The sequence below is a fragment of the Roseovarius sp. MBR-79 genome, from assembly GCF_053628555.1.
In genome coordinates this window covers 12,465-25,164 of sequence record NZ_JBRJGP010000019.1, presented here as the reverse complement: position 1 = coordinate 25,164, position 12,700 = coordinate 12,465, and the positions used below count along the sequence as shown (strand labels likewise).

At 64.8% G+C, this 12,700-nt stretch carries 13 protein-coding genes and 2 pseudogenes; 14 read left to right on the top strand and 1 reads right to left on the bottom strand.

What is annotated here, in order from left to right; translation table 11 throughout:
• Position 1: 1 nt before the first annotated feature.
• From ACSSV8_RS16520 to phnN, 13 genes are all read left to right on the top strand, one after another.
• Complete coding sequence (locus ACSSV8_RS16520) at positions 2-1,006, top strand: ABC transporter ATP-binding protein (RefSeq protein ID WP_454283180.1); 1,005 nt, start codon at positions 2-4, stop codon at positions 1,004-1,006.
• Positions 1,003-1,821 (top strand): ABC transporter permease, encoded by an 819-nt coding sequence (locus ACSSV8_RS16515; RefSeq protein WP_454283179.1) that lies wholly within the window; start codon positions 1,003-1,005, stop codon positions 1,819-1,821. Before ACSSV8_RS16520 ends, ACSSV8_RS16515 begins: the two co-directional genes overlap by 4 nt.
• Positions 1,822-2,135: 314 nt before the next feature.
• Positions 2,136-3,062, top strand: coding sequence for a phosphate/phosphite/phosphonate ABC transporter substrate-binding protein (locus ACSSV8_RS16510; RefSeq protein WP_454283178.1), 927 nt, complete (start codon positions 2,136-2,138; stop codon positions 3,060-3,062).
• Positions 3,062-3,889, top strand: a complete 828-nt coding sequence (locus ACSSV8_RS16505; protein WP_454283177.1) for a phosphonate ABC transporter ATP-binding protein — start codon at positions 3,062-3,064, stop codon at positions 3,887-3,889. The genes ACSSV8_RS16510 and ACSSV8_RS16505 overlap by 1 nt, the downstream gene beginning before the upstream one ends.
• Positions 3,882-4,913, top strand: a complete 1,032-nt coding sequence (gene phnE, locus ACSSV8_RS16500; RefSeq protein WP_454283176.1) for a phosphonate ABC transporter, permease protein PhnE — start codon at positions 3,882-3,884, stop codon at positions 4,911-4,913. Before ACSSV8_RS16505 ends, phnE begins: the two co-directional genes overlap by 8 nt.
• Before the next feature lie 5 nt (positions 4,914-4,918).
• Positions 4,919-5,371 (top strand): phosphonate C-P lyase system protein PhnG, encoded by a 453-nt coding sequence (gene phnG, locus ACSSV8_RS16495; protein ID WP_454283175.1) that lies wholly within the window; start codon positions 4,919-4,921, stop codon positions 5,369-5,371.
• Complete coding sequence (phnH, locus tag ACSSV8_RS16490) at positions 5,368-5,925, top strand: phosphonate C-P lyase system protein PhnH (RefSeq protein WP_454283174.1); 558 nt, start codon at positions 5,368-5,370, stop codon at positions 5,923-5,925. The genes phnG and phnH overlap by 4 nt, the downstream gene beginning before the upstream one ends.
• 3 nt (positions 5,926-5,928) lie before the next feature.
• On the top strand, positions 5,929-7,035 hold the full coding sequence (locus ACSSV8_RS16485) for a carbon-phosphorus lyase complex subunit PhnI (RefSeq protein ID WP_454283173.1): 1,107 nt from the start codon (positions 5,929-5,931) through the stop codon (positions 7,033-7,035).
• Positions 7,022-7,921, top strand: coding sequence for an alpha-D-ribose 1-methylphosphonate 5-phosphate C-P-lyase PhnJ (locus ACSSV8_RS16480; protein WP_454283172.1), 900 nt, complete (start codon positions 7,022-7,024; stop codon positions 7,919-7,921). Before ACSSV8_RS16485 ends, ACSSV8_RS16480 begins: the two co-directional genes overlap by 14 nt.
• Positions 7,918-8,748 (top strand): ATP-binding cassette domain-containing protein, encoded by an 831-nt coding sequence (locus ACSSV8_RS16475; RefSeq protein WP_454283171.1) that lies wholly within the window; start codon positions 7,918-7,920, stop codon positions 8,746-8,748. The genes ACSSV8_RS16480 and ACSSV8_RS16475 overlap by 4 nt, the downstream gene beginning before the upstream one ends.
• Before the next feature lie 7 nt (positions 8,749-8,755).
• Positions 8,756-9,466: a phosphonate C-P lyase system protein PhnL gene (locus tag ACSSV8_RS16470; RefSeq protein WP_454283170.1), complete on the top strand. Its 711-nt coding sequence runs from the start codon at positions 8,756-8,758 to the stop codon at positions 9,464-9,466.
• Entirely contained in the window at positions 9,463-10,617 is a 1,155-nt protein-coding gene (locus ACSSV8_RS16465) for an alpha-D-ribose 1-methylphosphonate 5-triphosphate diphosphatase (RefSeq protein WP_454283169.1), read from the top strand. Before ACSSV8_RS16470 ends, ACSSV8_RS16465 begins: the two co-directional genes overlap by 4 nt.
• On the top strand, positions 10,614-11,198 hold the full coding sequence (phnN, locus tag ACSSV8_RS16460; protein WP_454283168.1) for a phosphonate metabolism protein/1,5-bisphosphokinase (PRPP-forming) PhnN: 585 nt from the start codon (positions 10,614-10,616) through the stop codon (positions 11,196-11,198). Before ACSSV8_RS16465 ends, phnN begins: the two co-directional genes overlap by 4 nt.
• A 221-nt stretch (positions 11,199-11,419) precedes the next feature.
• On the opposite strand, the pseudogene ACSSV8_RS16455 reads toward phnN, so the two are convergent.
• Positions 11,420-11,695 (bottom strand): annotated as a pseudogene (locus ACSSV8_RS16455) (transposase); the annotation flags it as partial.
• On the opposite strand from ACSSV8_RS16455, the pseudogene ACSSV8_RS16450 reads away from it, so the two are divergent.
• A pseudogene (locus ACSSV8_RS16450) lies at positions 11,660-12,337 on the top strand (IS256 family transposase); the annotation flags it as partial. The pseudogenes ACSSV8_RS16455 and ACSSV8_RS16450 sit on opposite strands and share 36 nt — an antisense overlap.
• Positions 12,338-12,700 lie beyond the last annotated feature (363 nt).

The window sequence follows — 12,700 nt, the reverse complement described above, 5'->3', positions numbered from 1 at the left end:
GATGACCATCACGCTTGAAGGGATCGAAAAGCATTTCAAGGACGTGCGCGTGCTGCGCGGCATCGACCTGAGCCTTGCGCCCGGCTGTGTGACGGCGCTGATCGGGGCGTCCGGGTCGGGCAAGACGACGCTGCTCAACATCATCGCCGGTCTGGTCGAGCCAAGCGCCGGGCGCGTGCTGTTCAACGGGCGGGACGTGACGCCGCTTGATGCCGCTGACCGCCGGATCGGTTACGTGTTTCAAAGTTTCGCGCTCTTCCCGCATCTGTCGGTGCTCGACAATGTGGCGTTCGGCCTGCGCACGCGCGGCGTTGGCCGCCGTGAGCGCCACGCGCGCGCGCTGGTCGCGCTGGAGCGGGTGCGCATGGCCGAACATGCCGACCGGCGGATTGATGCCTTGTCGGGCGGGCAGCGGCAGCGCGTGGCGCTGGCGCGTGCGCTGGCCCCGGAGCCGGAAATCCTGCTGCTGGACGAGCCGCTTTCGGCGCTCGATCCGGTGTTGCGCGACAATATCCGCGACGACTTGCGCGAGATGCTGGAGCCGCTCGATATCACCACGCTCATGGTCACCCATGACAAGGCCGATGCCTTTGTGCTGGCCGACCGGATCGTGATGCTGTCGGGGGGGCGCGTCCTGCAAGAGGGCACGCCGCGCGATCTTTATGACCGGCCCGCCCATATCGAGGTCGCGAGCTTTTTCGGCGCGGTGAACATGCTGCCCGAAGCGGGCGACGGCACGGGTCCGGATCAGGCCCCGGTGATTTTCCGCCCCGAGGATACCGGGCGCGCCCCAAATGCCGCGCAGGCGGATTTCACCATCACCATCGCCCGGCGGCTCTATCTTGGCGATCGTGTCCGGGTGCGGGGGCTGACATCCGAGGGGCATGAATTGAGCGTTGATCTGCCCAAACATACCGCCCTGCGCGAAGGCGAAATACTGCACCTGACCCTGCTGAAGGACGGCGAGAGCGCCGGGATGGCACGGGCGGCGGGGGCGCGGGGATGAGCGCGCAAAGCACAGAGATGTTGCGCCGCGCACAGCCCCAACCGCTTGCGGCGCGCATCGAGCGGCTCTGGCGCGGGGTGGAGCCGGGGATCGTCTGGGTACCGGCCGCGCTTCTGGTGGTGCCGTTGGCCTTTCTTGCGGTGGGATCGTTCACCGCGCGCTGGGACAGCCGGGGCCTGTCGGGCCTGTCGCTGGGGGCCTATGCCGAGATCTGGCCGGTGGCGCACAGCCAGATCCTGTTCAGCCTGATACTGGCGCTGGCGGTCAGCGCGATCAATCTGGTTCTGGGCGTCTCGCTCGGGGTCTATCTGGCGCAGGATCACAAACGCGGCCAGACCATCATCAAGGCGGTGATGGCGATGCCGCTCGTGCTGCCGCCGATCATCGTCGCGATGGGGCTTGTGCTGGCCTATCCGCACCTGATCGGCAGTTGGACGATCCTGCTGCTGGCGCATCTGGTCTGGACCTTCCCCTTTGTTGTCTGGCCGGTGATGACGGCGATGCTGGCGCTTGACATGGCCACGCTGGGGGCTGCGGCGCGCACGCTGGGGGCGTCGGAGTGGATGATCTTCACCCGCGTGATCCTGCCCAACCTGCGCAATTCGATTCTCTTGGCGTGGTCGATGACCTTCATCATGTCTTTTGCCGAAATCAACGGCTCTCTGTTCCTGAGTTCGGCGCGCAGCCACCCGGTGGGGGTGGGCCTTCTGGAAAGTTTTCTCAACCTCGAAATCCGGGTGGCTGCGGCCTATACGGTGTTGTTTTTGGTCGTTCTTTTGCCGGTGCTGGCGCTGACAATCCGCCGCGCCGAGTAAGGTTTCGGGGTCGTGTCACGCAAGTGTCGCACAAGTCGTCTAGATGTCTCAATTACCAGATTCGGAGATTGCAGATGTCCCCCGCACGCAGCCGATATTCCGTCGCAGTGACGGGCAGACCCAAGGCAAATGAGTGCGCGTTCGCGGCGATCGCAGTTTGCACCAAGACAGCGCATGTCGCCCCTCGCAGGGCCTATGCGCTTACGCCTTCGACCTTCGGCATGGTGCCGGTGGCCGATCCTGCCGCATCCTTAACCTGGGTGCGGCCACAACCCTGACTCCCCAGTCATTCAACGCAAACCAAGGAAGAAACCATGTCCCTTCTCAAGACCCTCGTTGTGGCTGCAGCCGCAACTGCGATGTCTATCACCGCAGCCTTCGCGCAACAAGCCGATGGCTCTGCCGCCAACCCCTACCGCGTCATGCTGGTGCCTGCCGATGGCGGCACCGAGGATGGCACAAGGGCCGATTTCAAGCCGGTGTTCGACGCGGTGACCGCCTCGACCGGCCTGCATTTCGACATCAAGGTCGGTCAGACCTATGCCACCGTGATCGAGGCAATCTGCTCGGACGTGATCGAGATCGCCTGGTTCGGCCCGGCCTCTTACCTGCCCGCCAAGGAGCGTGGCTGTGCCGAATTGCTGGCGGTGGACGTTAACCACGGCAATTCCACCTATTTCTCGGGCATCTATGCGCGCAAGGACAGCGGGATCACCTCGGTTGCCGATCTGAAGGGCCGTGAAATGGCCTTTGGCGATGCCAATTCCACCTCGTCTTTCGTCTATCCGGTGGCGATGATCGTGGCGGCGGGGCTTGATCCGGTGAATGATCTGTCGGTGATCCGCATGACCGGCAGCCACGCCAACAGCCTCAAGGCGCTGTCCGAGGGCCAGGTCGAGGCCGCTGCCGCGTCGTTTTCCAGCTTCGAGAAGGCGATCGACCAGGGCACCATCAGCGTCGACGACATCATCGTGATCGGCAAGTCCGACCCGATCCCCAACCCGCCGCTGGCCATGTCCACCAAGCTGCCCGCCGAGGTCAAGGCCAGCCTGCGCAATGCGTTCAACACCGTGCATGAGGCCCCCGGCGTCACCCCCGAAATGATCCGCGGCTATGGCGGCAAGCAGGTGGACCGCTACGATGCCTCGATTTCCGAAGACATGATGGCCCCGGCGCTTGCCACGCTGTCCAAGGTCTCGGGCGATCTGCGCAACGCGATCATCGAGAAGGCGTCGAACTGATGGCGGCCGCGGCGATCATCAACGCCGCGCTGGCCACCGGCGGAGAGGTGCGGGCGCACCTCTCCTTCCGGGGCTTGCGCAAGGTCTATGCCGATGGCGTCGCGGCGCTTGACGGTGTGACGGCGCATGTTGCGCGCGGCGAATTCTGTGTCGTGCTGGGGCCGTCCGGCTCTGGCAAATCGACGCTTCTGCGGGCGGTGAACGGGCTGACCGATCTGACCGAAGGCGAGATGGTGCTGGGCGACACGGCGCTGACGCCGAAAACCCTGCACAGCATCCGTCGCCGGGTGGCGATGGTGCATCAACAATTCAACCTTGTGGACCGCGTGAGCGTCGCGGCCAATGTGCTGTCGGGTGCCGTGGCCGAGGTGCCGGGCTGGCGTGCCATGCTGGGCTGGTATCCGCCCGCGCTGCGCCAACGCACCTGTGATGTGGTGGCCCGTGTGGGCCTGGATGAAATGCATCTGACGCGGCGCGCCTCGGCGCTGTCGGGCGGGCAGCAGCAACGTGTCGGCATTGCCCGCGCGCTGTTGCTCAAGCCGGAAATCATCCTGGCGGATGAGCCGGTGGCCAGCCTTGATCCGGCGATCAGCCGCGAGGTTCTGGGCCTCTTGCGCGAGGCCGCCCGCGAACAGGGCGCCACCGTGCTGTGCAGCCTGCACCAGACCGATCTGGCGCGCGAATTTGCCGACCGCATCATCGGGATGCGCAGGGGCCGCGTCGTATTCGACGGCAAACCAGCACTGTTTGACGCCCGCGCCGAGGCCGAACTTTACGAAGGTCTGGCCGTGCCGGGCGCGGAACCCAAGGAGAAGATCTATGCGTGAGGCCATTCTTGAAACCGGCGGGCATCCGCGCCCGGCCACGGAGTGGCATCTGCGCGCGCCCTATGACTGGCGCGCCGCATTGGCGGTTTTGTGCATCGCGCTGGCGTTGATCTGGTCGGGGCAGCGCATGGAAGTGGGCAAGATGCTGGGCCTGACCGGCGAGGCGGTGCTGGCGGGCGTCGGATTGCAAGAGGAAAGCCAGGTCGGCAAGGGCCTTGGCCGGATGATCGGCGCGCTGTTCCCGTTTGTCGTCGCCGACAAGCAGGAAATGGCGCGGCTGACCGATATCGACCGCGACAACCTGCCGATGTTCACCCGCATCGAGACGGTCGAGGTCACCACCTATCACCTCAATGCCGATACGTTGCAGGCCGAACCACGGGTCGAGACCAGGGAATATCTGGTGCATCCGTTCGGCTATCTCATCAAGGTGCTGTCCAAAATGGTCGAAACCTTCGAGATTGCCGTCTGGGCCACGATCATCGCGGTTCTGCTGTCGGTTCCGCTGGCGTTTTTCGGGGCGCGCAACTACACGCCCAACCGGTTTGCCTATTCTACCAGCCGCGGCATTGTCAGTTTCCTGCGCTCGATGCCGGAACTGATCATCGCGATGTTTCTGGTGCTGGGTTTCGGCTTTGGTGCGATTGCGGGCTATCTCGCGCTTGGCCTGCATGGCGCGGGGTTTCTGGGCAAGTTCTATGCCGAGGATATCGAAGGCGCCGACCCCAAGCCGCAAGAGGCGCTGACGGCGCTTGGCGCGGGCAAGTTCCGGGTGCTGCGCGCCGCCGTTCTGCCGCAGGTGGCACCGTCCTATGTGGCCTATACGCTCTATATCCTTGATCGCAACGTGCGCATGGCGGCGGTGATCGGTCTCGTGGGCGCGGGTGGCATCGGGCAGGAGCTCAAGGGCCGCTACGATACGTTTGATTATGGCCATGTCGGCACGATCCTGCTGGTGATCTTTCTCACCGTGTTCGTGCTGGATCAGGTCGCGGCGCGCTTGCGCGCAAGATTGATTGGATGACAGATATGACACGACCGGAGAGAGAAGACTGGGGCGCGGCGCTGGCCGCGGCTGACCCCGCAGAGCTGGCCGCACTGGCCGGGCGGATCACTGATAGCGCGCAGGTAGAGGCGATGGCACCGCCGCGCGAAGGGCTGATGCTGATGCGCCTGCGCGACAGCGTGGCGGGGGCGGCGTTCCATCTGGGCGAGGTGCCGGTGGCGCGGGTGCATCTGCGCCTGAGCCGCGACGGGCGCACGGCCGAAGGCGGCGCGGTGCTGATGTCGGATGACTTGGCGCGGGTGACGCGGATCGCGGTGCTGGATGCGGCGCTGGCCGCCGACTGGATTGAGGCCCCCGAGATCGAGGCGCTGATCGCCGCTGGACAGGCCGCGCGCGCGCGCCTTGAGGCCGACCGCGCGCTGGTGCTGGACCGCACCCGCGTCGATTTCCAGCTTTTGTCGGAGGAAGACGAATGACCGTGCTTGATCTGGCCCCTGTCTGGCGGCCTGCCAACCATCAGGCGCTGTTTCGCCTGATCCTTGACGCCGCTGCGCGCCCCGGCACATTGGCAGACCTCTCGGCGCATCTGGGCGAGGCCCCGGCTTCGCTGGCCGCGCTGGCCACGTTTTGCGACAACACGCAAGGTCTGGCCGATCTGACCGGCACGCTGGACGAGACCGCATGGCGGTTTCTGGACGCGCAGCGCGCAGCACCCGAGGTGGCGGGCTTTATCCTTGCCGCCGGGGCTACGTCCCCCACCTTTACCCCGCGCATCGGCACGCTGGATGCGCCCGAGGGTGGTGCGACCGTCATTCTGCTGGTGGACAGCCTGACCGAAGGCCGGCCCCTGACCCTGTCTGGCCCCGGCATCAAGACCACCAACACCCTGCATGTCACGGGCCTTGCGCCCGGTTGGTTGATCGCGCGCTCTGAGTGGTGCGCCGATTTCCCGATGGGCTGCGACATGGTGCTGACGGACGCAACCCGCGTGGCGATCCTGCCGCGCACAACCAAGATCACGGAGGGCTGAGCCATGGCCTATGTTGCCATTCGCGGCGGGGAAGAGGCGATTGCCGGGTCCGCCCGCATCATGGACGCGCTGCGCACGATGGGGGCAGGCGATCCGATCGAGCTGGACCAGATCGAACGCCAGATGCCGCTCTTGCATACAAAGGTAATGTCCGAAGGCGGGCTTTATCATCCGCGCCTTGCCGCGCTTGCGCTGAAACAAAGCCTTGGTGACAGCCTTGAGGCGTCGTTTTTCCTGCGCGCCTACCGCTCGACCAAGCCTCGGCTGGGCGAGACCGGCACGCATGACACGCGCGCGATGCGCGTCACCCGCCGGATTTCCGCCGCGTTCAAGGATATTCCCGGCGGGCAGATGCTGGGCGCGACGCCCGATTACCTGCACCGCCTGTTCCGGTTCGATCTGATGGATGAGGGCGCCGAGACGTTTGAACAGATCACCCGCGACTGGTTCGGCAACCGCCCCGAAGCGACGCGCCCCACGACCTTTCCCAAGGTGGTGGATACCTTGCGCGAAGAGGGGCTGTTGCCGCCGCTGGCGCAGGACGACACCGAGCCGTTCGACATCACCCGCCAGCCGCTGATCTTTCCGGTGCCGCGTTCGGCGCAACTCTCGACCATGGCGCGCGGCGAGACGGGCGGCCTTCTCGCGCTCGCCTATTCCAACATGCGCGGCTACGGCGATGTTCACCCCACGGTGGGCGAATTGCGCGTGGGCTACCTGCCGGTGATGGCCCCGCACCCGGTGACGGGCAAACCGGTCGAGATCGGCGAGGTGCAGGTCACCGAATGCGAGATTGTCGCCATGTTCGAGAAAACCGATGAGGGTGCGCCGGTCTTTACCTTGGGTTACGGCGCGTGTTTTGGCCATAACGAGGTCAAGGCGATTGCCATGGCGGTGCTGGATCGCGCCATATCCGTCGCCGCCGAGAAGGGCAGCATCAAGAACCCCTCCGAGGACCCCGAATTCGTGCTGCTGCATGTGGATGGGATCGAAAGCATGGGCTTTTGCACCCATTACAAGATGCCGCATTACGTCACCTTTCAATCAGATATGGATCGCCTGCGCGCTGCGCGCGACAAGGCCGGGGAGGCAAGTGATGTTTCCAACTGACACCATGGCGCAAGGGCACGCCGGGGCCGATTACGGCTTTGCCTTCCTTGACGAGGATGCCAAGCGCGAGTTGCGCCGCACCATCTTCAAGGCGGTGTGCATTCCGGGCCATCAGGTGCCCTATGCCAGCCGCGAAATGCCGATTGCGCGGGGCTTTGGCACCGGGGGGATGCAGTTGACGCTGGCGCTTCTGGGGCCGCGCGATTGCGTCAAGGTGATCGACCAGGGCGCCGATGACAGCGTGAACGCCGCCAATATCCGCGCGTTTTTCGCGCTGACCTGCCCCGGTGTCAGCGGCACCACCCTGACCGAGGCCGCGAGCGTGATCCAGACCCGCCACCGCATCCCCGAACAGCCCCTGCGCGACGATCAGATTCTTGTGTTTCAGGTGCCATACCCCGATCCGCTGGTGCTGGTCGAACCCAATGCCGCCACGCGCCGCCGGATGCACGGGCGCGCCGATTATGCGCGGCTGTGGGTCAAGCTTTATGAGGATATGGTGGCCTTTGACGAGATCACCATTTCGCACCGCTATCCGACACGGATCAATGGCCATTACATCATCGACCCCTCGCCGATCCCGCGCTACGACGTGCCGAAACTGCATCAGGCCGAGTGTCTCTATCTCTTCGGTGCGGGGCGCGAGAAACGCATCTATGCGGTGCCGCCCCATACCGATGCGATCCCGATCACCTTTGGCGATGTGCCGTTCAAGGTCGAGGATTTCACCGACCGCACCACCGGCAAGCGCCATTGCTGCCGCCGCTGCGGCGCGAATGACAGCTTTCTGGACGAATTTCTGGATGAGGGTGGCAACCGCGTCTTTCAATGCTCGGATGCCGCGTATTGCGACAGCCGCCTGACGGCGAGGGAGGCCGCAGAATGACCCCGATCCTTGACGTAGAAAACCTGACCCGCATCCATGGCAAGGGCTGCGACCGCTGCCTTGAGGCCACGGGGCCAGAGCATGACACCAATATCTGCCCCTATTGCGGATCGGTGGTGGCGGTGGCCGAGGCCTCCTTTCGCCTGCACAAGGGCGAGGTGCTGGGCATCATGGGCGAGTCTGGTTCCGGCAAATCCAGCCTTGTGAAGATGCTCTATTTCGATGATCAGCCCACATCGGGGCGCGCGACCTATCACCTGAACGGGCGGGCGCATGACCTGTTCACGCTGAACGAGGCACAACAACGCCGCTTGCGCGATACCGCGATGGGGATGGTCTATCAAAACCCGTCGCTGGGGCTGAATTTCGACATTTCCGCCGGGGGCAACATTGCCGAGCGGCTCTTGATGTCGGATGAGCTGCGCTACGCGGTGATCCGCGACAAGGCGCGCGCGCTTCTGGCGCGGACCGAGGTGCCGCCCGCGCGCATGGATGAATTGCCGCGCAATTTCTCGGGGGGCATGCAGCAGCGGGTTCAGATCGCGCGCGCGCTCTCGACCGGCGCGCCGCTGTTGTTTCTCGATGAGGTGACGACCGGGCTGGACCTGTCGGTGCAGGCGCGCATCCTCGATCTGATCATGGAATTGCAGGAAGATTCCGGCGTCTCGATGCTGGTCGTCACCCATGATCTGGGGGTGGTGCGCCATCTGACCACCCGCACCATCGTGATGAAATACGGCCGCATCATCGAATCCGGGCTGACCGATCAGATCCTCGAGGATCCGCAGGCCGCCTATACGCAACAACTTGTCTCCAGCGCCTTGTGAGGGTCCGATGAGCGATACCATTCTTTCCGTGAAGGGCCTTGGCAAGGGCTTTTACCTGCACGACCGCGCCAAGCATATTCCCGCCGCCATGGGGGTGTCCTTTGACATCCGCGCGGGCGAGTTGGCCGCGCTGGTGGGGCCGTCGGGGGCGGGGAAATCCTCGCTTCTCAAGGCGATCTATCGCAGCTATGTGCCCTCCGAAGGCGTGGTGAATTATACCACCGCAGCGGGTGACGTGGTCGATCTGGCGCAAGCGCCGGAAACGCAGATCACCGCGCTGCGCCGCAGTGAGATCGGCTTTGTCACCCAGTTCCTGCATTGCCTGCCGCGCCTGACCACGCTTGACGTGGTGGCGCGCCCGCTGTTGCAACAGGGCGTGGCAAAGGCAAAGGCGCATGAGGTCGCCGCCGAGATGCTGGACGCGCTGGCCATTCCGAAACAGCTTTGGGATGCGACCCCGGCGACGTTTTCGGGCGGCGAGCGGCAGCGTGTCAACATCGCCCGCAGCTTTGCGCAGGGCGGGCGGCTGATGCTGCTCGATGAGCCGACGGCCAGCCTTGACCCGGTCAGCCGCGAAAAGGTCTGCGCCATGATCGAGCGCGCCAAGGCGGGCGGCACCGCGATGGTGGCGATTTTCCATGATATGGAGATTGTCGAGCGGCTGGCCGATCAACGCATCATGGTCGAGCGCAAGGCCTTCGAGGAGGCGGCAGAATGACCGTCACGCTGAGCAATGCCCGTATCGTAACGCCCGAGGGGCTGCATCACGGTGCACTGACCATCGAGGATGGCCAGATCGCCGCGCTGGATGCGCCTGCGCGCGGGCTCCAGGTGGATATGCAGGGCGATCTGATCCTGCCCGGCCTCATTGATCTGCATGGCGATGCGATCGAAAAAGAGGTGGAGCCGCGCCCCAATGCGTTCTTCCCGCTGCCCGTGGCGCTGAATGCCATCGACCGGCGCATGGCGGCGGCGGGTGTCACCACCGCCTATCACGGCATCAGCTTTGCCGAGGGCGAATTGGGCGTGCGCGATGTGGATTTCGCCGAAACGCTCGCCCGCGCGCTGCACGGCTTTGCAGGTGCCGTCGATCACCGCGTGCATATCCGCTACGAGGTGACCGACGCCGGGTCCGAGGCGCGGGTGACGCGGCTGTTGGATCAGGGCGTGGCGGCGCTTTTGTCCTTCATGGACCACACGCCGGGGCAAGGGCAGTTCAAGGACGCCGCCGCCTACGGGGCCTATCTGAGCCGCGTCTATGCCCAGAGCGCGGGCGAGATCGCCGAGCGGATCGAGACCAAACAGGCCGAGGCCGCGAATGTCGCCGACCGCATGACAAGGCTTGCGGCACTGGCGCGCGGGCATGGCGTGGCGCTGGCGGGTCATGATGACGAGGGCGCCGAGCGTGTCGGTTTCATGGCCGGGCTGGGGGCCACGATCAGCGAATTCCCGCTCGATCTGGACACCGCGCGCGCAGGCTGCGCGGCGGATCTGGTGACGCTTTTCGGCGCGCCCAACGTACTGCGCGGGCGCTCGCAATCGGGCGCGCTCTCGGCGCGGGACGCGATTGCGGCGGGGGTCGCGGGCGCGCTCTGCTCGGATTACGCGCCGCAAGCGATGCTGCCCGCGCTCGGCGTCTTGACCACCGAAATGGGCATGGCATGGCCGCAGGCGATGGCGCTGATGGCGGCTGGCCCGGCGCGCGCGGCGGCGCTGGCGGATCGGGGCCGCATCGCGCCCGGTCTGCGCGCCGACCTGATCCGCGTGCGCAGCGAGGGCGCGGCGCTGTCGGTGATCGCAACCTGGGTGGCAGGCCAACAGGTCTATGGCTTTGGCGCGGCCCCCGTGCGCGCGATGGCCGCGCAATGACCGGGCATTTGTGGCTCGTTGTCGGCCCCTCCGGCGCGGGCAAGGATACGGTGCTGGCCGGGCTGGCCGCGCGGCTGACCCCGGACGACGGCGTGATGATCGCGCGCCGCATCATCACCCGGCCCTGCCAGCCCGGCGGTGCGGAACAGCATCTGTCTGTGACGCTCGAGGCCTTCGCCCGGCTCGATGCGGCGGGGGCCTTTGCGCTCAGTTGGGCCAGCCACGGGTTGCATTACGGCATCGGGGCCGAGGTGCGCCCATGGCTCGCAGCCGGCTTGAGCGTGGTGGCCAACGGTTCGCGCGCGGCCCTGCCACAGGCGCGCGCCGCCTTTGGTCCCGCCTTGCGCGTGGTCGAAATCACCGCCCCGCCAGAAATACTGGCCGCCCGCCTTGCCGCACGCGGCCGCGAAAGTGCTGCAGATATCGCCGTGCGCCTTGCCCGCACGGCAGAACTGCCGCGCGACACGCCCGACCTCGTCATACAGAACGCCACAGCGCCCGAGACCGCCATCGCGCGGCTGCACGCCGCCCTGACACCCGCACCCGCGCCAACCGCGTCGAGGAACCGGGGGCGTCCGTGATCCTGACCCGCGAGGCATCATTATGATATTGTCGGCGGGTGTGGTTCGGCATGCGAAACGAAGTGAGGCCAAGCCGGGCGGTCCCAAGGGCCGCATCCGAGGCATTTCTGACCGCATCTTGGCACATCGGGCTGGCATCGGGCGCAGACCCGCGCGCTATGGCGTGCGGTGCTTCAAAGGCGAATTTTCTAAGAGTCTGATTCAAAACTAAGCGAGCATGTTCATATCGTTGCAAGATGACGCGTGACCCGTCGCATGTGGGCGACGAGCACCCAAGCCTCTGCGCTGGCTATGGATTTTTCCCAGTCCTTTGACAGGCGGCGGCATAGCCCCAGCTAGGTAAGGGTGCGCTCGACCACCCATCGGCGGGGCAAGACTTCGAAGCCATCTGCGGTGTCGGAGCGTTTGACGTTCTGGACGGTCCAGCGCCCGATGGCCTTCAGGGCATCGCCCAGTTTGGGGCAGGCATAGCCGCCGTCGGCGAAGATGTGGCACAGCGTGGTCGCCGCGAGGTTCTGGGCATGGAAATAGGGACTTCCGAGGCAGAACCGACCTGGACGGAGTTTCTGCGTAAGCTGACCTGTCGCGGCCTGCGGGGCGTGAAGCTCGTGATCTCGGATGCTCATGAAGGCATCAAGGCAGCCGTGACAAAGGTGCTGTGCGCCACATGGCAGCGCTGCCGTGTTCATTGCCAGCGAAACGTTCTGGCCCATGCGGGCAAGAGCGGCAGGCGTGTTGTCTCGGCCTTCATCGCCACTGCCTTCGCGCAGGACACCGCAGAAGCAGCAAGCACTCAGTGGCGTGCAGTCGCCGATCAGATCCGCCCCAAGGTGCCAAAGCCGGCGAACATCATGGATGACGCCGAGCACGACGTTCTGGCCTACATGACCTTTCCGAAGGAGCATCGCGCCAAGCTGCACTCCACGAACCCGATCGAACGTCTGAACGGCGAGATAAAGCGCCGCACCGACGTCGTCGGCATCTTTCCAAACGACGATGCCATCATCCGCCTGGTCGGCGCGCTGCTCCTCGAACAAAACGATGAATGGGCGGTCCAGCGGGGGCGATACATGACACTGGAAACCATGGCGCCTTTGAGCGATGATACTATCGTTCGCCTGCCTGTCGTGGCGCGCTGATCAGGCAGGCCCGCGCCGGATGTCATGGTGATCTTCGAGGCCAGCTACACCATTCAATGGGACACGATCAACAACCGGATGGAAGCCTCCTATCTCGGCGCTCTTGCGTGCCGAAACCAGCGTAAGGTCGACGACGCCATTCCTACGGGTCAAGAGCATATTGAGCGGTCATTTACATCTTAGACCAAACGTGAATCTCGCGGTTTTCAACAGGAACATCACGGAAATATCTGATCCTGCGCAGACATGTGGATGCCAGTCAAACAACACACCTCAAATCAGGTAGGCTACGGCGGTAGTGGCCTCCCGCAACAAAATTCCTTAACCTTTCCAAACAGTTATAACCCGACAAAAAAACTTGTG